The sequence below is a fragment of the Streptomyces sp. NPDC093260 genome, assembly GCF_040683715.1.
Classification (GTDB): Bacteria; Actinomycetota; Actinomycetes; order Streptomycetales; family Streptomycetaceae; genus Streptomyces; species Streptomyces sennicomposti.
The window spans coordinates 1-17,415 of sequence record NZ_JBFBEK010000025.1; the positions used below are offsets into that span (position 1 = coordinate 1).

The 17,415-nt window shown below is 71.0% G+C and carries 19 protein-coding genes and 1 pseudogene; 15 read left to right on the plus strand and 5 right to left on the minus strand.

All coding sequences use genetic code 11. From position 1 onward, the window contains the following. Nucleotides 1–122: 122 nt before the first annotated feature. The 3 genes from AB0N63_RS26850 to AB0N63_RS26860 form a co-directional block, all read right to left on the minus strand. A complete protein-coding gene (locus AB0N63_RS26850) occupies nt 123–1,130 on the minus strand; it encodes a COX15/CtaA family protein (protein WP_365532488.1) in 1,008 nt (335 codons plus the stop codon). A gap of 56 nt (nt 1,131–1,186) precedes the next feature. After that, nucleotides 1,187–1,990, minus strand: coding sequence for an ABC transporter permease (locus AB0N63_RS26855; protein WP_365532490.1), 804 nt, complete (start codon nt 1,988–1,990; stop codon nt 1,187–1,189). 180 nt (nt 1,991–2,170) lie between these two features. Next, a complete protein-coding gene (locus AB0N63_RS26860) occupies nt 2,171–3,094 on the minus strand; it encodes an ABC transporter ATP-binding protein (RefSeq protein WP_365532491.1) in 924 nt (307 codons plus the stop codon). A gap of 367 nt (nt 3,095–3,461) precedes the next feature. On the opposite strand from AB0N63_RS26860, the gene AB0N63_RS26865 reads away from it, so the two are divergent. The 11 genes and pseudogenes from AB0N63_RS26865 to dapD all read left to right on the plus strand — a co-directional run bounded on the left by AB0N63_RS26865 (nt 3,462) and on the right by dapD (nt 11,952). Continuing rightward, a complete protein-coding gene (locus AB0N63_RS26865) occupies nt 3,462–4,205 on the plus strand; it encodes an ArsR family transcriptional regulator (protein WP_365532494.1) in 744 nt (247 codons plus the stop codon). Then, the gene (gene sufB / locus AB0N63_RS26870; protein ID WP_365532497.1) at nt 4,202–5,623 is read left to right on the plus strand and encodes a Fe-S cluster assembly protein SufB; all 1,422 of its coding nucleotides are present in this window, start codon (nt 4,202–4,204) and stop codon (nt 5,621–5,623) included. The genes AB0N63_RS26865 and sufB overlap by 4 nt, the downstream gene beginning before the upstream one ends. A gap of 87 nt (nt 5,624–5,710) precedes the next feature. Then, nucleotides 5,711–6,892: a Fe-S cluster assembly protein SufD gene (sufD, locus tag AB0N63_RS26875; protein WP_365532498.1), complete on the plus strand. Its 1,182-nt coding sequence runs from the start codon at nt 5,711–5,713 to the stop codon at nt 6,890–6,892. After that, nucleotides 6,889–7,212 carry a non-heme iron oxygenase ferredoxin subunit gene (locus tag AB0N63_RS26880; RefSeq protein ID WP_365532501.1) on the plus strand — a complete coding sequence of 108 codons (324 nt, stop codon included), beginning with the start codon at nt 6,889–6,891 and terminating at the stop codon, nt 7,210–7,212. The genes sufD and AB0N63_RS26880 overlap by 4 nt, the downstream gene beginning before the upstream one ends. A gap of 7 nt (nt 7,213–7,219) precedes the next feature. Beyond that, a complete protein-coding gene (gene sufC, locus AB0N63_RS26885; RefSeq protein ID WP_009187972.1) occupies nt 7,220–7,984 on the plus strand; it encodes a Fe-S cluster assembly ATPase SufC in 765 nt (254 codons plus the stop codon). Next, a complete protein-coding gene (locus AB0N63_RS26890) occupies nt 7,981–9,237 on the plus strand; it encodes a cysteine desulfurase (protein ID WP_365532503.1) in 1,257 nt (418 codons plus the stop codon). The genes sufC and AB0N63_RS26890 overlap by 4 nt, the downstream gene beginning before the upstream one ends. Nucleotides 9,238–9,258: 21 nt before the next feature. Continuing rightward, a complete protein-coding gene (gene sufU, locus AB0N63_RS26895; RefSeq protein WP_365532505.1) occupies nt 9,259–9,726 on the plus strand; it encodes a Fe-S cluster assembly sulfur transfer protein SufU in 468 nt (155 codons plus the stop codon). Further along, nucleotides 9,723–10,055, plus strand: a complete 333-nt coding sequence (locus AB0N63_RS26900) for a metal-sulfur cluster assembly factor (protein WP_365532507.1) — start codon at nt 9,723–9,725, stop codon at nt 10,053–10,055. Before sufU ends, AB0N63_RS26900 begins: the two co-directional genes overlap by 4 nt. A gap of 136 nt (nt 10,056–10,191) precedes the next feature. Continuing rightward, on the plus strand, nt 10,192–10,515 hold the full coding sequence (locus AB0N63_RS26905; RefSeq protein WP_365532509.1) for a multidrug efflux SMR transporter: 324 nt from the start codon (nt 10,192–10,194) through the stop codon (nt 10,513–10,515). A 36-nt stretch (nt 10,516–10,551) separates the two neighbouring features. Beyond that, nucleotides 10,552–10,902: pseudogene (locus tag AB0N63_RS26910) on the plus strand (hypothetical protein). Nucleotides 10,903–10,965: 63 nt separating this feature from the next. Further along, complete coding sequence (dapD, locus tag AB0N63_RS26915) at nt 10,966–11,952, plus strand: 2,3,4,5-tetrahydropyridine-2,6-dicarboxylate N-succinyltransferase (RefSeq protein WP_365532512.1); 987 nt, start codon at nt 10,966–10,968, stop codon at nt 11,950–11,952. Nucleotides 11,953–12,027: 75 nt separating this feature from the next. On the opposite strand, the gene dapA is transcribed toward dapD, so the two are convergent. Further along, on the minus strand, nt 12,028–12,954 hold the full coding sequence (gene dapA, locus AB0N63_RS26920) for a 4-hydroxy-tetrahydrodipicolinate synthase (RefSeq protein WP_365532514.1): 927 nt from the start codon (nt 12,952–12,954) through the stop codon (nt 12,028–12,030). A 171-nt stretch (nt 12,955–13,125) separates the two neighbouring features. On the opposite strand from dapA, the gene AB0N63_RS26925 reads away from it, so the two are divergent. The 4 genes from AB0N63_RS26925 to AB0N63_RS26940 all read left to right on the plus strand — a co-directional run bounded on the left by AB0N63_RS26925 (nt 13,126) and on the right by AB0N63_RS26940 (nt 15,083). Next, nucleotides 13,126–13,275 carry a hypothetical protein gene (locus tag AB0N63_RS26925; RefSeq protein WP_365532516.1) on the plus strand — a complete coding sequence of 50 codons (150 nt, stop codon included), beginning with the start codon at nt 13,126–13,128 and terminating at the stop codon, nt 13,273–13,275. Then, entirely contained in the window at nt 13,272–13,997 is a 726-nt protein-coding gene (locus tag AB0N63_RS26930; protein WP_365532518.1) for a hypothetical protein, read from the plus strand. Before AB0N63_RS26925 ends, AB0N63_RS26930 begins: the two co-directional genes overlap by 4 nt. 142 nt (nt 13,998–14,139) lie before the next feature. After that, nucleotides 14,140–14,601 (plus strand): phage holin family protein, encoded by a 462-nt coding sequence (locus AB0N63_RS26935; protein ID WP_365532520.1) that lies wholly within the window; start codon nt 14,140–14,142, stop codon nt 14,599–14,601. After that, a complete protein-coding gene (locus tag AB0N63_RS26940; RefSeq protein WP_365532523.1) occupies nt 14,598–15,083 on the plus strand; it encodes a DUF3618 domain-containing protein in 486 nt (161 codons plus the stop codon). The genes AB0N63_RS26935 and AB0N63_RS26940 overlap by 4 nt, the downstream gene beginning before the upstream one ends. Before the next feature lie 178 nt (nt 15,084–15,261). Here the strand turns inward: AB0N63_RS26940 and AB0N63_RS26945 are convergent, their stop codons facing one another. Then, complete coding sequence (locus tag AB0N63_RS26945; RefSeq protein ID WP_365532526.1) at nt 15,262–17,085, minus strand: endonuclease/exonuclease/phosphatase family protein; 1,824 nt, start codon at nt 17,083–17,085, stop codon at nt 15,262–15,264. Nucleotides 17,086–17,415 lie beyond the last annotated feature (330 nt).

Below are 17,415 nucleotides of genomic sequence, written 5' to 3' on the forward strand. Positions count from 1 at the left end.
AGCGGGCCGCCCCCGGCACGGGCTGAACGGCCTGAGGGCTCGGAGGGCGGGACAGACGCTGTCTGTCCCGCCCTCCGAGCCCTCAGGTGCGGCGGGGCGGCCGGGCGCCGCCCGGCCGCCCGTCACGCCGTGGCCAGCTCCGTCTCCGCGGCCGGTCCCGGCAGGCCGGCCACCGGGTCGGGGCGCTCGCGCAGTGACAGCAGCACTCGCAGCACGCCGATCCACATCAGGCACGAACCGAGCATGTGCGCGGCCACCAGCGCCTCGGGCAGATGCGTGAAGTACTGGACGTAGCCGATGACGCCCTGCAGGAGCAGGACGACGAACAGGTCCCGTGTCCGGTCCAGCGGCCCCTTGGGCGCGTCGACGGCCTTGAGGACGAACCACAGGGCGAACGTCAGGGTCACCACGATCCAGGCCAGCACCGCGTGCGCCTTGGCGATCGTCTCCCAGTCCAGCCGGATGCGCTCGACCTCGGCCGAGTCCCCCGCGTGCGGGCCCGCGCCGGTCACGACCGTGCCCACCGTGATCAGCAGCACGCTCGCCACGACCAGGAACCACACCAGCTGCTGCACCGCCTTGCCGACGAGTGGACGCGGCTCGGCGTCGCCCTCGCGGGTGCGCTGCCACATCACCGTGGCGACCGCGATCAGCGCCGTGGACAGCAGGAAGTGCGCCGCGACGGTGTACGGGTTCAGACCGACGAGGACGACGATGCCCCCGAGCACCGCGTTGCCCATGACGATCCAGAACTGGAGCCAGCCCAGCCGGGTCAGTCCGCGCCGCCACGGCTTCGCGGAGCGTGCGGCGATGATCGCCCAGCCGACGGCGGCGCACAGCACGTATGTCAGCATGCGGTTGCCGAACTCGATCGCCCCGTGGAAGCCCATCGCCCGCGTGGTGGTGAGCGAGTCGTCCGTGCAGGTCGGCCAGGTCGGGCAGCCGAGGCCCGAGCCGGTCAGGCGGACGGCGCCGCCGGTCACGACGATGACGACCGCCATGACGAGCGCGGCGAGGGCCGCCCGCCGGACGGTCCGCGGCTGCGGGGTCCAGCGTTCGGCGATGAAGGCGAGCGGGTTGCGCGCCGCGGATACGACGTCCGCGCGAGTCAGCTTTGGCACGCGTCCCATGGTAGGCGTCCGCTTGTGCACGCGTTCACGAGGGTCCCGCGCGTCGCCCGGGTGGCCTACTCCCAGCGGAAGAACCGCCCGGCCGCCGCCAGCGCCGCGACCGCCCATCCGGCGAGGATCCCCAGGTCGCCCCAGGGCATGCCCGCACCGTGCTGGAGGACGTCCCGCAGCCCGTCGGACAGGGCCGAGATGGGCAGCAGACCCAGCACGTCCTGCGCGCCGGAGGGGAACTTGTCCAGCGGGACGATGACCCCGCCGCCGACCAGCAGCAGCAGGAACACCAGGTTCGCGGCGGCCAGCGTGGCCTCGGCCTTCAGGGTGCCGGCCATCAGCAGGCCGAGGCCGGAGAAGGCGGCCGTGCCGAGGACCAGCAGCAGGAGCACCGCGAGCGGGTCGCCGTGCGGGGACCAGCCGAGCGCGAAGGCGATCACGGTCAGCAGGACGATCTGGAGCACCTCGGTGACCAGCACCGACGCCGTCTTGGCGGTCATCAGCCCCCAGCGCGGCAGCGGCGAGGCGGCCAGCCGCTTCAGCACGCCGTAGCGCCGCTCGAAGCCGGTCGCGATGGCCTGCCCGGTGAACGCCGTCGACATCACGGCGAGCGCCAGGACCCCCGGTGTGAGGAAGTCCACGGCCTCGCCCGCACCGGTGTCCACGATGTCCACCGCGCTGAACAGCACCAGCAGCAGGGTGGGGATCACGACGGTGAGGAGGAGCTGCTCGCCGTTGCGCAGCAGCATCTTCGTCTCCAGCGCCGCCTGCGCCGCGATCATGCGCGGCAGCGGGGCGGCGCCGGGCCGCGGGGCGTACGCGCCGGTGGCGGCGCCACTGCCGGCGCCGGTGCCGGTGGTGAGGGTCACGAGCGCAGCTCCTTGCCTGTCAGCTCAAGACTGTGCCTGCCCGGGGGGCGACCCCCGGACCCCCGGCAGGGCTCCGTGCGGACCGGATTCACGAGCGCAGCTCCTTGCCTGTCAGCTCAAGACTGTGCCTGCCCGGGGGGCGACCCCCGGACCCCCGGCAGGGCTCCGTGCGGATCGGATTCACGAGCGCAGCTCCTTGCCTGTCAGCTCAAGAAAAACGTCCTCCAAAGTGTGCCGCTCCACCGAGATCCGGTCGGGCATCACCCCGTGTTGCGCGCACCAGGACGTGACCGTGGCGAGCAACTGGGGATCGACCTTGCCGACGACCCGGTAGGAGCCGGGGGTCAGCTCGGCGGCCGACGAGTCCGTGGGCAGCGCCTTGAGCAGGGACGCGACGTCGAGGCCGGGGCGGCCGGTGAAGCGCAGGGTGTTCTCCGCGCCGCCGCGGCACAGCTGCTCCGGGGAGCCCTGGACGACGACCCGGCCCGCGTCGACGATCGCGACGTCGTCGGCGAGCTGCTCCGCCTCCTCCATGTAGTGCGTGGTGAGGATCACGGAGACGCCGTCGGCACGCAGGTCGCGCACCAGGTCCCAGGTGGCCCGGCGGGCCTGCGGGTCGAGGCCCGCGGTCGGCTCGTCGAGGAAGACCAGCTCGGGCCGGCCGACCACGGCCATGGCGAGCGCGAGGCGCTGCTGCTGGCCGCCGGAGAGCCGGCGGTACGAGGTCCGGCCGCAGCCGCCGAGCCCGAGCCGTTCGACCAACGCGTCCACGTCCAGCGGGTGGGCGTGCAGCTTGGCGACGTGCCGCAGCATCTCGTCGGCCCGCGCGCCCGAGTACACGCCCCCGGACTGGAGCATCACGCCGATCCGGGGCCGCAGCTCGGCCGACTGCCGCACGGGGTCGAGACCCAGGACGCGCACCGTGCCGGAATCCGGCTTCCGGTACCCCTCGCAGGTCTCGACCGTCGTGGTCTTGCCGGCGCCGTTGGGGCCGAGCACGGCGGTCACACCCGCCCGGGCCACCAGGTCGAGGCCGTCCACCGCGGTCTTCGTGCCGTACCGCTTCACCAGGGCCTGTACTTCGACCACGGGCTCACTTCGCATGGGTCCAGAGTCTAGGTTCGCGACGGGCGGCTCAGACCCCCGGGTGGGTGAAGTCGTCCTCGCGGGGCCGGTGCACCGGAAGCCGGCGCTCCGCGTACGCCACCGCGCCCGCCGGGGAAGCGTCACGACACGGCGTACGCCGGGGTCGCGCAGGTTTTCGGCAAGGGTGGCGCGGGTCACCAGCGGGCCGGTCGGAGGGGGTGCGGGCCGGTCAAGGGGTGGCGCACGGCCTGGCGGACGCCACTCGTCTGATCGATCAAAGATCGTTTCCGCAGGTCAAGTTAGGGACGCCTAAGTGATGCAGGGCACCACTCGTGCGGATCAAGGCCGCTTGTCAGGCCCTGAGGAATTACGCAACAATGGCGTTGTGAAAAACGTCGACGAGGCTCGGGAGACCCCCGCGGGGACCCCCCAGGAGGAACTGGCGACCGGTGAGCGCTCCACGCGCAACCGGGTCGCGCGGTCCATCCTGGACCACGGCCCGTCGACCGTCGCCGAACTGGCCGGACGGCTGGGACTGACCCAGGCCGCCGTGCGGCGCCACCTGGACGCCCTGCTCGCCGACGACGTCGTCGAGGCGCGCGAGCGGCGGGTGTACGGGGCGCGGACGCGCGGCCGGCCCGCGAAGGTGTTCGCGCTCACCGACTGCGGCCGCGACGCCTTCGACCAGTCGTACGACAAGCTCGCCGCGGACGCGCTGCGCTGGATCGCCGAGCGGGAGGGCGGCCAGGAGGCGGTCGCCGCCTTCGCCCGCGCCCGCATCGCCGCGCAGGCGCGCGCGTACCGCAAGGCCATCGAGGCGGTGGGCCCCGACGAGCGCGCCGGAGCGCTGGCGAAGGCCCTGAGCGCCGACGGGTACGCTGCTACGGCGCGCAGCGCGCCCCTCCCGCACAAGGGCGAGCAGCTCTGCCAGCACCACTGCCCGGTCGCCCACGTCGCGGAGCAGTTCCCGCAGCTCTGCGAGGCGGAGACCGAGATCTTCGCGGAGTTGCTGGGTACCCACGTCCAGCGACTGGCGACCATCGCGCACGGCGACGGCGTCTGCACGACGTTCATCCCCCAGATTTCCACTGACGCATCTGCTAGCACGGCCGGGAGGAACCCCGCATGACTCTCCCCACGGAGACTGCCCACCCCGAACTCGAGGGCCTGGGCAAGTACGAATACGGCTGGGCCGACTCCGACGAGGCCGGCGCCTCCGCGAAGCGCGGTCTGAACGAGGAAGTCGTCCGGGACATCTCCGCCAAGAAGAACGAGCCGGAGTGGATGACCAAGCTCCGCCTCAAGGGCCTGCGGCTGTTCGAGAAGAAGCCCATGCCGAACTGGGGCTCGGACCTGTCGGGCATCGACTTCGACAACATCAAGTACTTCGTGCGCTCCACGGAGAAGCAGGCGGAGTCCTGGGAGGACCTGCCCGAGGACATCAAGAACACCTACGACAAGCTGGGCATCCCCGAGGCGGAGAAGCAGCGCCTGGTCGCGGGCGTCGCCGCGCAGTACGAGTCGGAGGTCGTCTACCACCAGATCCGCGAGGACCTGGAGGAGCAGGGCGTCATCTTCCTGGACACCGACACCGCTCTCAAGGAGCACCCGGACCTCTTCAAGGAGTACTTCGGCACGGTCATCCCGGTCGGCGACAACAAGTTCGCGTCGCTGAACACCGCGGTGTGGTCCGGCGGCTCCTTCATCTACGTCCCGCCGGGCGTCCACGTGGAGATCCCGCTCCAGGCCTACTTCCGCATCAACACGGAGAACATGGGCCAGTTCGAGCGGACCCTGATCATCGTCGACGAGGGCGCCTACGTGCACTACGTCGAGGGCTGCACCGCCCCGATCTACAAGTCCGACTCGCTGCACAGCGCGGTCGTCGAGATCATCGTCAAGAAGAACGCCCGCTGCCGTTACACGACCATCCAGAACTGGTCGAACAACGTCTACAACCTGGTCACCAAGCGCGCCGTGGCGTACGAGGGCGCGACCATGGAGTGGATCGACGGCAACATCGGCTCCAAGGTGACGATGAAGTACCCGGCCGTCTACCTGATGGGCGAGCACGCCAAGGGCGAGACCCTGTCCATCGCCTTCGCCGGCGAGGGCCAGCACCAGGACGCCGGTTCCAAGATGGTCCACATGGCGCCCAACACCTCGTCCAACATCGTCTCCAAGTCGGTGGCGCGCGGCGGCGGCCGCACCTCCTACCGCGGTCTGGTCGAGATCGGCGAGGGCGCCGCGGGCTCCAAGTCCAACGTGCTGTGCGACGCGCTGCTCGTGGACACCATCTCCCGCTCCGACACCTACCCCTACGTGGACGTCCGCGAGGACGACGTGTCCATGGGCCACGAGGCGACCGTCTCCAAGGTCTCCGAGGACCAGCTCTTCTACCTGATGAGCCGCGGTCTGTCCGAGTTCGAGGCGATGGCGATGATCGTGCGCGGCTTCGTCGAGCCGATCGCCAAGGAGCTCCCCATGGAGTACGCCCTGGAGCTGAACCGGCTGATCGAGCTGCAGATGGAGGGCGCGGTCGGCTGACGACCGCCCTCACCAGCGGCGACGGCCCGCCCTCGTGGGCGGGCCGAGGATCACAACTGACGCAGGAAAGAGAGCAGACCGACAGCCATGGCTGAGGCTCAGAACATCCCCGTGGGCTCGACAACCGCGGGCCAGATCGCGGTGGCCGCCGAGTCGACCGTCGCCACGCGCATGAGCGCGCCGCCCTCGTTCGACGTGGCGGACTTCCCGGTCCCGCACGGCCGCGAGGAGGAGTGGCGCTTCACCCCGCTGGACCGGCTGCGCGGTCTGCACGACGGCACCGCCAGCGCCACCGGCGGCGTGAAGGTCGACGTCCAGGCCCCCGAGGGCGTGCGCGTGGAGACCGTCGGCCGCGACGACGCCCGGCTCGGCCGGGCCGGCGCCCCGGTGGACCGCGTGGCCGCCCAGGCCTACTCCGCCTTCGAGCACGCCTCGGTCGTGACCGTCCCCAAGGAGACCGTCCTCACCGAGCCGATCCGCATCGCCGTGCACGGCGAGGGAGGCACCGCCTACGGCCACCAGGTCATCGAGCTGGAGGCCTTCGCCGAGGCCGTCGTCGTCATCGACCACACCGGTGACGCGGTCCTCGCCGCCAACGTCGACTACCTGATCGGCGACGGCGCCAAGCTGACCGTCGTCTCCGTCCAGGACTGGGACGACAAGGCCGTCCACGTGGGCCAGCACAACGCCCTCATCGGCCGCGACGCCGCCCTCAAGTCGGTCGTCGTCACCTTCGGCGGCGACCTGGTCCGGCTGCACCCCCGGGTGACGTACGCGGGCACCGGCGGTGAGGTCGAGATGTTCGGCCTGTACTTCACCGACGCCGGCCAGCACCAGGAGCACCGGCTCTTCGTCGACCACAACACGCCGCACTGCAAGTCGAACGTGGTCTACAAGGGCGCCCTCCAGGGCGACGACGCGCACGCCGTGTGGATCGGCGACGTCCTCATCGAGGCCAAGGCCGAGGGCACCGACACCTACGAGATGAACCGCAACCTGGTGCTGACCGACGGCTCCCGGGTCGACTCCGTGCCGAACCTGGAGATCGAGACCGGCGAGATCGTCGGCGCCGGCCACGCCTCCGCCACCGGCCGCTTCGACGACGAGCAGCTCTTCTACCTGATGGCCCGCGGCATCCCGGAGCACGAGGCCCGCCGCCTCGTGGTCCGCGGCTTCTTCGCCGAGCTGGTCCAGCAGATCGGTGTCGCCGACATCGAGGAGCGCCTGCTCGCCAGGATCGAGGAGGAGCTGGAGGCGTCCGTCGCATGAGCGGTGCCTTTGTCCGCGTCTGCGGGCTGAGCGAGCTGGAGGAGGACACCCCCAAGCGGGTGGAACTCGACGGCACGCCCATCTCCGTGGTGCACACCGAGGGCGAGGTGTTCGCGATCTACGACATCTGTTCGCACGCGAACGTCTCGCTGGCCGAGGGCGAGGTCGACGACTGCCACATCGAGTGCTGGCTGCACGGCTCGCGCTTCGACCTCCGCTCCGGCAAGCCCGACAGTCTTCCGGCGACGCGTCCCGTCCCCGTATACCCCGTAAAGATCGAAGGGGACGACGTGCTCGTCTCCCTCTCCCAGGAGTCCTGAGGCACCCATGGCAACGCTTGAAATCCGAGACCTGCACGTCACCGTCGAGGCCGACAACGCCACGAAGGAGATCCTCAAGGGTGTCGACCTGACCGTGAAGCAGGGCGAGACGCACGCCATCATGGGCCCCAACGGCTCGGGCAAGTCCACCCTCGCCTACTCGCTCGCGGGTCACCCCAAGTACACGATCACCGGCGGCACCGTCACCCTCGACGGCGAGGACGTCCTGGAGATGTCCGTCGACGAGCGCGCCCGCGCCGGCCTGTTCCTGGCCATGCAGTACCCGGTCGAGGTCCCCGGCGTCTCGGTCTCCAACTTCCTGCGCACCTCCGCCACCGCCATCCGCGGCGAGGCCCCCAAGCTGCGCACCTGGGTGAAGGAGGTCAAGGAGACCATGGAGCGGCTCCACATGGACCCCTCCTTCGCCGAGCGCAACGTCAACGAGGGCTTCTCCGGCGGTGAGAAGAAGCGCCACGAGATCCTCCAGCTCGAACTGCTCAAGCCGAAGATCGCGATCCTCGACGAGACGGACTCCGGTCTGGACGTCGACGCGCTGCGGATCGTCTCCGAGGGCGTCAACCGCGTCCGCGAGACCGGCGAGGTCGGCACCCTGCTGATCACGCACTACACGCGCATCCTGCGCTACATCAAGCCCGACCACGTCCACGTGTTCGCCGGCGGCCGCATCGTCGAGTCCGGCGGCCCGGAACTCGCGGACAAGCTGGAGAACGAGGGCTACGAGGCATACGTGAAGGGTGGCGCATCCGCGTGACACAGCTGCCGGGCCTCCTCGACACCGAGGCGCTCCGCAAGGACTTCCCTGTCCTGGACCGCGTGGTCCACGACGGGAAGAAGCTCGTCTACCTCGACAACGCCGCGACCTCGCAGACCCCGCGCCAGGTCATCGACGTCCTGAACGAGTACTACGAGCAGCACAACGCCAACGTGCACCGAGGCGTGCACGTGCTCGCCGAGGAGGCCACGGCGCTGTACGAGGGCGCGCGCGACAAGGTCGCCGCGTTCATCAACGCGCCGAGCCGCGACGAGGTGATCTTCACGAAGAACGCCTCGGAGTCGCTCAACCTCGTGGCGAACATGCTCGGCTGGGCCGACGAGCCCTACCGGGTGGACCACGAAACCGAGATCGTCATCACGGAGATGGAGCACCACTCCAACATCGTTCCCTGGCAGCTGCTCGCGCAGCGCACGGGCGCGAAGCTGAAGTGGTTCGGCCTCACCGACGACGGCCGGCTCGACCTGTCGAACCTCGACGAGGTCATCACCGAGAAGACGAAGATCGTCTCCTTCGTGCTGGTCTCCAACATCCTCGGCACCCTCAACCCGGTCGAGGCGATAGTCCGCCGCGCCCAGGAGGTCGGCGCCCTGGTCTGCGTCGACGCCTCGCAGGCCGCCCCGCACATGCCGCTGGACGTGCAGGCACTGCAGGCCGACTTCGTGGCCTTCACCGGTCACAAGATGTGCGGTCCGACCGGCATCGGTGTGCTCTGGGGCCGCCAGGAGCTGCTGGAGGACCTGCCTCCGTTCCTCGGCGGCGGCGAGATGATCGAGACCGTCTCGATGCACTCCTCGACGTACGCGCCGGCCCCGCACAAGTTCGAGGCGGGCACCCCGCCGATCGCGCAGGCGGTCGGCCTCGGCGCGGCGATCGACTACCTGGACTCGATCGGCATGGACAAGATCCTCGCCCACGAGCACGCGCTGACCGAGTACGCGGTCAAGCGGCTGACGCAGGTCCCTGACCTCAGGATCATCGGCCCGACGACGGCCGAGGACCGTGGTGCGGCGATCTCCTTCACGCTGGGCGACATCCACCCGCACGACGTGGGCCAGGTCCTCGACGAGCAGGGCATCGCGGTGCGCGTGGGCCACCACTGCGCGCGGCCGGTCTGCCTGCGCTACGGAATTCCTGCGACCACGCGAGCGTCGTTCTATCTGTACTCCACGCCGGCCGAGATCGACGCCCTGGTCGACGGCCTGGAGCACGTACGGAACTTCTTCGGCTGACGGGACGGGACGAGCGATCGCATGAAGCTGGACTCCATGTACCAGGAAGTCATCCTGGACCACTACAAGCACCCGCACGGGCGTGGTCTGAGGGACGGCGACGCCGAGGTGCACCACGTCAACCCGACGTGCGGCGACGAGATCACCCTGCGCGTGAAGTACGACGGCACGAAGATCGAGGACGTCTCGTACGAGGGCCAGGGCTGCTCCATCAGCCAGGCCTCGGCGTCCGTGCTCAACGACCTCCTGGTCGGCAAGGAACTCGCCGACGCGCAGAAGATCCAGGAGACCTTCCTGGAGCTGATGCAGTCCAAGGGGAAGATCGAGCCCGACGACGCGATGGAGGACGTCCTGGAGGACGCGGTGGCGTTCGCCGGGGTGTCCAAGTACCCGGCCCGGGTCAAGTGCGCCCTGCTGAGCTGGATGGCCTGGAAGGACGCGACGGCCCAGGCGCTGGACGGCGCCGAAGCCGAAAGGAAGACCGCATGAGCGAGACCGTGGAGATGAAGCCGGCCTCGGAGGAGGAACTCCGCGAGGCCCTGATGGACGTCGTCGACCCCGAGCTGGGCATCGACGTCGTCAACCTGGGCCTGATCTACGGCATCCACATCGACGACGCGAACATCGCGACCGTCGACATGACCCTGACGTCGGCGGCCTGCCCGCTCACCGACGTCATCGAGGACCAGGCCAGGTCCGCAACGGACGGCCTCGTCAACGAACTGCGCATCAACTGGGTCTGGATGCCCCCGTGGGGACCCGACAAGATCACGGACGACGGCCGCGAGCAGCTCCGGGCGCTCGGGTTCAACGTCTGAGACCACCAGCGGGAACAACCCGCGGAAGCACGGGGAACGGCGAGGTCCACCAGGACCTCGCCGTTCCCCGTTCTCGAGGTTCCTCGGCCAAAGGCCGTGTGTACGCGCGTACACACGGCTCACTACGCTTCCCCGCATGGGTTACCTGATGCTGGCCGGGGCCATCGCCGCCGAGGTCGTCGCCACCACGGCGCTGAAGTACAGCGAGGGATTCAGCAGGCTGTGGCCCTCGCTGCTGACGGCGCTCGGGTACGTGATCTCCTTCGTGCTGCTCGCCCAGGCGCTGAAGTCGGTGCAGATCGGCACCGCGTACGCGATCTGGTCGGGGGTCGGCACCGCGGCCGTCGCCGTGCTCGGGCTGCTGCTGTTCGGTGAGGAACTGACCGCGGCCAAGGTCGGCGGCATCCTGCTGATCGTCGGGGGAGTGGTCGTGCTCAACCTCGGCGGGGCGCGCCACTGATGCCCCCGGCGCCGCGACCCCGACCGGCGTCGGCGGATCATCGGCGCGGCGGTCCGGGTGGTGCGGCGCGCACGAGGGGCTGACCGACCCCCGCGGCGAGCTGGCCGGCGAACTCGCCGCGGCCCTGGGGAAGTGGCTGGCCCCCGACCGCGCCGGAGCGGAGCTGGAGTACGAGCTGTACCTCGCCGCCCTGCGCGCCCCGCCCTGCGCCCGGCGGCCGCCGAATGGGCGAACGACCTCGCCGCGCTGCTGGCCCCCCGCACCGATCCGCTCACCGCCCGCGCCCTGGTCGCGCTGATGGACGGCATCTGCCTGCACGTGCTGCTGACGGGCGGTTCGTACGACGAGGAGTACGCGCGGGAGGCGCTGGCTCGGGTGATCCCCTGAACCGGCGCCCGGCACATGAGACACGGTTCGCTCCCGCGCCCCGCCCCACGTTAGGTTTTCCCCATGACCGACACTGCTTCCCGCACCACCGGCGCCGTGGCCGCCGGCCTCGCCACGATCGCCGCCGACGGCACCGTTCTCGACACCTGGTTCCCCGCGCCCGAACTGACGGACGAGCCCGGCCCGGCCGGCACCGAGCGGCTCTCCGCCGAGCGGGCCGCCGAACTCCTCGGCGGCGGCGCGACCGCGGCGATCGGCCCGGACAACCGCCGGGGCGTCGAAGTGGTCGCGGTCCGCACGGTCATCGCCTCGCTGGACGAGAAGCCCCTCGACGCGCACGACGTGTACCTGCGTCTGCACCTGCTCTCCCACCGGCTGGTCAGGCCGCACGGCCAGAACCTGGAGGGCATCTTCGGCCACCTCGCCAACGTCGCCTGGACCTCGCTCGGCCCGGTCGCCGTGGACGACATCGAGAAGGTGCGCCTCAACGCGCGCGCCGAGGGCCTGCACCTCCAGGTCACCTCGATCGACAAGTTCCCGCGCATGACGGACTACGTCGCCCCCAAGGGCGTCCGCATCGCCGACGCCGACCGCGTCCGCCTCGGCGCGCACCTCGCCGAGGGCACCACCGTGATGCACGAGGGCTTCGTCAACTTCAACGCGGGCACCCTCGGCACCTCCATGGTCGAGGGCCGCATCTCCGCGGGCGTCGTGGTCGGCGACGGCTCGGACATCGGGGGCGGCGCCTCCACGATGGGCACGCTCTCCGGTGGCGGCAACGTGATCATCTCCATCGGCGAGCGCTGCCTGATCGGCGCCGAGGCGGGCGTGGGCATCGCCCTCGGCGACGAGTGCGTGGTCGAGGCCGGCCTCTACATCACCGCGGGCACCCGCGTGACCATGCCGGACGGACAGATCGTCAAGGCCCGCGAACTCTCCGGCGCCTCCAACATCCTCTTCCGCCGCAACTCGGTCACCGGCGCGGTGGAAGCCCGCCCGAACAACGCGGTCTGGGGCGGCCTGAACGAGGTCCTGCACAGCCACAACTGACCGGCGGTCATGCACAGGCGCCCTTCCCGGCAGGGGAGGGCGCCTTGTCGTGTCGGGGGTGTGCGCGGTGGGAGGTCAGCAGGCCGTAAGCCGTTCGTGTGTCGCCAGGAGGGCTGCTGTCGTTTCGGGGGTGGCCGGGCGTAGTGGGGGGCGGGGCGGTCCTGCGGGGTGGCCCAGGGCGGTGAGGAGGGACTTCGTGGTGACGGTGCCGGGCAGGGGGGTGTGCATGAGGGACTCGATGAGGGGCGTGGCCTGTTGTTGGAGGCGGGCCGCCTGCGTCGTGTTGCCCTTGTCGAACTCGTCCAGGACCGTGCGGAGTCGGGTGGGGATCACGTTCGCCACCGTGCTGACGTAACCGGCGGCGCCGACCGCGTAGAGGGCGAGGTTGTGTTCGTCGCTGCCCGCGTAGTACGCCAACTCCGTGCGGGACAGGAGCTTCTGGGCGGCCAGGAAGTCGTTCGAGCAGTCCTTGACCGCCACGATCGACGGGTGGTCGGCCAGTCTCAGCAGCGTGTCCGGTTCGACGCGGACGCCGGTGCGGGCGGGGACGTCGTACAGCATCACCGGCACTCCGGAGGCGTCCGCCACCGTGCGGAAGTGTTCCTCGATCGCCTCCTGGGGCGGCCTGCTGTAGTACGGCGGCACGACCAACACCGCGTCCGCGCCCGCCTTGTGCGCGGCGCGGGTCAGTTCCACCGTGTGCCGGGTGTCGGCCGTGCCCACGCCGGTCACGATCGGGACGCCGTCGCCCACCGCCTCCCGTACCGCCCGGATCAGCTCGGACTTCTCCGCGTCCGTGGTGGTCGGCGACTCGCCCGTCGTGCCGTTCAGCACCAGGCCGTCGCACCCCTCCGTCACCAGACGCGCGGCGAGCCGCTGGGCTCCGTCCAGGTCGAGAGCCTCGCCCCCCGCCGTGAACGGTGTGATCATCGCGCACAGGGCGTGACCGAAGGGAGCCGGCGCGGGGACGGGGGCGGTGCGTGTCGCCGTGGGTGTCTTCATGAACGGTAGTTTCGGGGGAACAGAAGATGTAGCTCCACTTAAATCTTCTACGGGGTATCGCGTAGCAGTGCTGGATTCGCCTCCGTGCGCTGTGTCCAAAAGGGCCGGTCTGGGTCACCATGGGCATGAGGTCCATTGAGGTCCACCGACGGGCAGCTCATGGGAGGCGTCATGAAGCTCGGCAAGGCACTGGCCACCGGAGTCGCGCGGGAGCGGCAGCAGCCGCGGGGCGAGGAGGAGAGTCCCGAACGTCCCGTGGAGGTCCAGCGGGAGCAGCAGCCGCGGACCGCCGCGCCCGAAGAGGTGCCGGCCGCCCGATGAGGCTGCGGCTGCCGACCGAGCACCCGGCGGAGCCGCCGACCGGCTACAAGATCGCCCACCCGGTGTTGTCCCGGGACGGCGCCCGGGCCGGGTTCACCGGGGTGTCGCTCGGCGGCGCGCTGCCGTACGGCGTCGTCGCCGACGCGTCCTGTGTCTACGGCCGCCGGCACCGGCCGCCCGCCCGCCTGTGCGACTGCGGCTTCCACTGCGTGCACGACCGGGCGGCAGCCGAGGCCCTGCTGTGCACGGCCGAGCACCGGGGCGCCGTGCTCCTGGAGGTCACGGTCCTCGGCGCCTACCTCCGCTTCGAGCACGGTTTCCGCTACGCCCGGCAGCGGGTGCGTACGGCCACGGTCGGGCCGTGCGGCTGCGGGGCACCCGCCGTCGCGCTGGCCGACGCGGGCTGGGGCCGGCCCGGCCGCCTCGCCCTGGCCGCCGCCTGCGCGGGCTGCGTGCGCGGTCGTACCTCCGTCACGCTCGCCGCCTTCGCCCGGCTGGCCGGGGAGGGGCTGCGGGTCGTGGCCGCTCCCGCCATCGTCCCCGCCCCCTCCGTTCCTGACTCCGCCCCTCACGCGGTCGGGGCCGACGCCCCGCCCGACGCCCTCGGCGTGCCCGAACTCGTCGCCGAGGCAGCCCTGTTGCAGGCACGGCTCGACTGGTTCCAGAGTCAGCTGGCCCGTCTCGGCGAGCACGGCGCCGGCGGCGCGGCGGGCCGGGACTGAGCGCCGGGGGGTCCGCGAGGGCGGGGTGCGGCACGGTGCCCCGGCGGCCCCGGCGGCGCGCGCCCCGCGTACGACGCCGAGGGTGGTAGCCACGGCCACGCGGGGTACCCGGGTGTTCCGAACCGAGAGGAGGCGGGACACCGTGACCGGGACCATCGACGCCAGGCCTGCCAGGCCGGTACGCGAAGAGCGCCCCTTGGCGGGCGACCGCCCGGCGGGCGAGCACTCGGTGGGCGAACTCGTCCACCAGGCGACCGAACAGATCTCCCTGCTGATCAGGCAGGAAGCGGCCCTCGCCAAGGAGGAGCTGACCGCCAAGGGCCGCAGCATGGGCCGGGGCGGCGGGCTGCTCGGCGCCGCGGGGGCCGTCGCCTACGTCGGGCTGTTCGCGCTCGCCGGTACGGGCGTCGCCGCGCTCTCGCTGGTGCTGCCCGTGTGGGCCGCGGCGCTCATCGTGACGGGCGTGCTGTTCGCGACCGCGGGCCTGCTGGCGCTGACCGGCCGTGCCCAGCTGCATCGCGCCGGACCGCCCACGCCGCAGCGGACGATCGGCAGCGTCAAGGCGGACGTCGAGGAGATCAAGGAAAGGGCACACCACCGATGACGGACAGGACGCAGGGGGCGGGCGGCGGATCGACGGGGGCCGTCGGCGCGAAGGGCCCCGACGAACTGCGCCAGCAGATCGAGCGGACCAGGAGCCAACTCGGCGACACCGTCGAGGAACTGGCCGCCAAGGCCGATGTGAAGGGCCGGGCCAGGGCCCGCGCGGCCGACCTCAAGGACAAGGCCGGTGCGCTGACGGTCCAGCTGCGCAGCACCGCCGCGCAGGCCGGCCACCGTGTGCAGGAGAGGACCGCGCTGGCCGGGCACCGGGTCCAGGAGAAGACGGCCGAGGCGGGGCACCGGGCGCAGCTCACGGCGCAGCGGGCCGGGCACACGACCGGGGACTCGGTCCGGCGGCCGGTCTCCGGCGCGGTCGAGGCCTGCCGGCGTCACCCGCGCCAGTTGGTGATCGTGGGCGCCGTGGGAGCCGCCGTGCTGGTGGTCGGGCTGCTGGCCCGCCGTCGCGGCAGCGGGTGCCGCTGACGTGGCGCAGCGCGGCTGACGCCGGGCGGCAGCGCGTACGCGCCCTCGCCCCCGCGGGTCAGCTCGGCGGGGACCCCGCGCACGGGGAAGCGACGAGAGGAAGGCGCAGGGAGAGAAGCGGGAGGCCGCCTCCACCCGGGAAGGGCGGAGGCGGCCTCCCGCTGTACCGCCGCCCGGGTTACGGGCGGAACCTCAGCACCTGCGGGTCGTGGTCGCTGATCTGGTCGTGGAACTCCGAGTTGATGTGCACGCTGTCGTACGCGAAGTCGCCGCGCCGGATCGACGGGCTGACCAGGACCTGGTCCAGGACCTGCTGGTTGCCCTGGTAGTCGTAGGTGTAACGCTCGTTCTTCGGGAGTGACTTGATCGCCGACCAGAGTTCGCCGCGGCCCTCGAGGATCTTCGCGGTGTCGGAGAACTCGAAGTCGTTCATGTCGCCGAGCGCGATCACGTCCGCGTTCTTCTGGACCTTCAGGATGTCCTTGACGAAGGCGTTCACCTCGGTCGCCTGGAGGTGGCGCTGCACCTCGGAACTGCGCACCGGCGGCTGGTACTGCGCGGTCAGCCCCTGGTCGCCGCCCTTGGAGGCGAAGTGGTTGGCGATCACGAAGACCGTACGGCCGCGGAAGACGAACTCGCCGGCCAGCGGCTTGCGGCTGGACTTCCAGGCGTCGCTCGCCGGGTCTATGCGGCCCGGCGAGGCGGTCAGGGCGGCCTTGCCGTGCACCTCCGTCACGCCGACGGCGGTGGTGGAGTCGCCGCCCGGGCGGTCGGTGAAGGAGACCCGCGCGGGGTTGAACAGGAAGACCTGGCGGATGTTGCCGCCGGGCTCGCCGCCGTCCTGGTCGTTGACCGGGTCGATGGAGCGCCACTCGTAGCGCGGGCCGCCGGCCGCGACGATCGCGTCGATCAGCTTGGTCACGGTCTTGCCCGCGCCGACCGTGCCGTCGTCGGTGGCGCCGTTGTCGTCCTGGATCTCCTCCAGGGACACGATGTCGGGCGCGTTGAGGTTGTGCACGATCGCCGAGGCGTGCGCGTCGAAGGTGGTGTCGGAGGGGTCGAGGTTCTCGACGTTGTACGTGGCGACCGCCAGCTCGCCGCGGGACTGCTTGGCCGTCGTCTCGCGCTTCAGGCCCCCGCTCTGGAGGGCGCCGAGCTGTGAGGCGACCAGCGTGTAACCGCCGTACTGGTTGTAGTCGAGCGGCCCGACGGTGGACCCGGTGAGGGTGTCGCCGACGTTCGCGACGGGGAAGTCGGCGGTGGAGCCCAGCGACTGGATCTGGAGCCGGCCGGTGTTCTGGGAGTCGTAGGAGCCGTACACCGTGCCACCGCGGCGGCTCCTGTGCTCGTACGGCTTCACCGTGACCCACAGCTCGCTGTACGGGTCGGTGCCGGTGACCACGCGGGCGTCGGCGACCTTGACGTTCATGCCCTCCAGCGACTCGTAGTAGTCGAGGGCGTACTTCGTGGGCCGCAGCGTCAGGCCGCCGATGGAGCCGTTCGCGGCCGGGTCGCCCGCCGGGGTGTAGGCGGCCGGGACCGACCGGGCGTCGACGACGACCGGGGCGGGCACGGCGTTGCCGCTGGAGACCACGGTGACGACGGGCTTGGTGATCTCCGTGACCGACTGGTTGCCGGAGGAGGCGCCGCCGGGCACGTACTCCGAGACCGTGCCGGTCACCGTCACCGCGTCGCCCACGGCTACCTTCGGGGCGGAGCTGGTGAAGACGAAGACGCCCTCGCTGGTGGCCGGGTCAGCGTCCGGGGTCGGGTCCTGCATCCAGAAGCCCTTGGACGAGCCGTAGCCGCGCACGCCGGTGACGATTCCGGCCACGTCCGTGACCTTCTGGCCGGCGTACGGGGACGTGCGGGTCGTGCCCTGGATGTCGTGGATGCGCACGGAGTCCGCGTGCGCGGGCGCGGTGAACAGGATCGTGGACGCCGCGGAACAGGCGGCGGCGACGGTCAGCGCGGCGAGACGCGCGGAAGACTTGCTCGGCAAGGAAATCCCTCCGGGGACATGACAAGCGCCGGGACGAGGGTGAAACAGTGGTGAAACCGGGGTGGGACGAGAATGCAGCAGGTGTGGCGCTGTGGTGACGCGCGTAGAAGGGGGATGCGGTGCACAGCCGTCACCCGACTTCTACGCGCGTCAATCTCCTGCGTGGCCAGGGCAGTTGTCAAGGTTTCGGCCATGTACGGAACCCGACGGGGAGATGAACCGGGCGGCATGGGTGGAAATCCGTCTAGGCTGAGCGGTTGAGTCGTCAGGCTTTCCGGGCCCGCCGGCGTCCATGCCCGCGAGGCCCCCAGGTCCGCTAGGAGAAACCAG

Excerpts from the sequence above, each read along its gene's own strand:
- AB0N63_RS26940 (WP_365532523.1), top strand. The coding sequence starts at position 14,598 with ATGACGGACAGGACGCAGGGGGCGGGCGGCGGATCGACGGGGGCCGTC.
- AB0N63_RS26880 (WP_365532501.1), top strand. The coding sequence starts at position 6,889 with ATGAGCGGTGCCTTTGTCCGCGTCTGCGGGCTGAGCGAGCTGGAGGAG.
- sufD (WP_365532498.1), top strand. The coding sequence starts at position 5,711 with ATGGCTGAGGCTCAGAACATCCCCGTGGGCTCGACAACCGCGGGCCAG.
- AB0N63_RS26860 (WP_365532491.1), bottom strand. The coding sequence starts at position 3,094 with ATGCGAAGTGAGCCCGTGGTCGAAGTACAGGCCCTGGTGAAGCGGTAC.
- AB0N63_RS26925 (WP_365532516.1), top strand. The coding sequence starts at position 13,126 with ATGAAGCTCGGCAAGGCACTGGCCACCGGAGTCGCGCGGGAGCGGCAG.
- sufB (WP_365532497.1), top strand. The coding sequence starts at position 4,202 with ATGACTCTCCCCACGGAGACTGCCCACCCCGAACTCGAGGGCCTGGGC.
- sufC (WP_009187972.1), top strand. The coding sequence starts at position 7,220 with ATGGCAACGCTTGAAATCCGAGACCTGCACGTCACCGTCGAGGCCGAC.
- AB0N63_RS26900 (WP_365532507.1), top strand. The coding sequence starts at position 9,723 with ATGAGCGAGACCGTGGAGATGAAGCCGGCCTCGGAGGAGGAACTCCGC.
- dapD (WP_365532512.1), top strand. The coding sequence starts at position 10,966 with ATGACCGACACTGCTTCCCGCACCACCGGCGCCGTGGCCGCCGGCCTC.
- dapA (WP_365532514.1), bottom strand. The coding sequence starts at position 12,954 with ATGAAGACACCCACGGCGACACGCACCGCCCCCGTCCCCGCGCCGGCT.
- AB0N63_RS26905 (WP_365532509.1), top strand. The coding sequence starts at position 10,192 with ATGGGTTACCTGATGCTGGCCGGGGCCATCGCCGCCGAGGTCGTCGCC.
- AB0N63_RS26850 (WP_365532488.1), bottom strand. The coding sequence starts at position 1,130 with ATGGGACGCGTGCCAAAGCTGACTCGCGCGGACGTCGTATCCGCGGCG.
- sufU (WP_365532505.1), top strand. The coding sequence starts at position 9,259 with ATGAAGCTGGACTCCATGTACCAGGAAGTCATCCTGGACCACTACAAG.
- AB0N63_RS26930 (WP_365532518.1), top strand. The coding sequence starts at position 13,272 with ATGAGGCTGCGGCTGCCGACCGAGCACCCGGCGGAGCCGCCGACCGGC.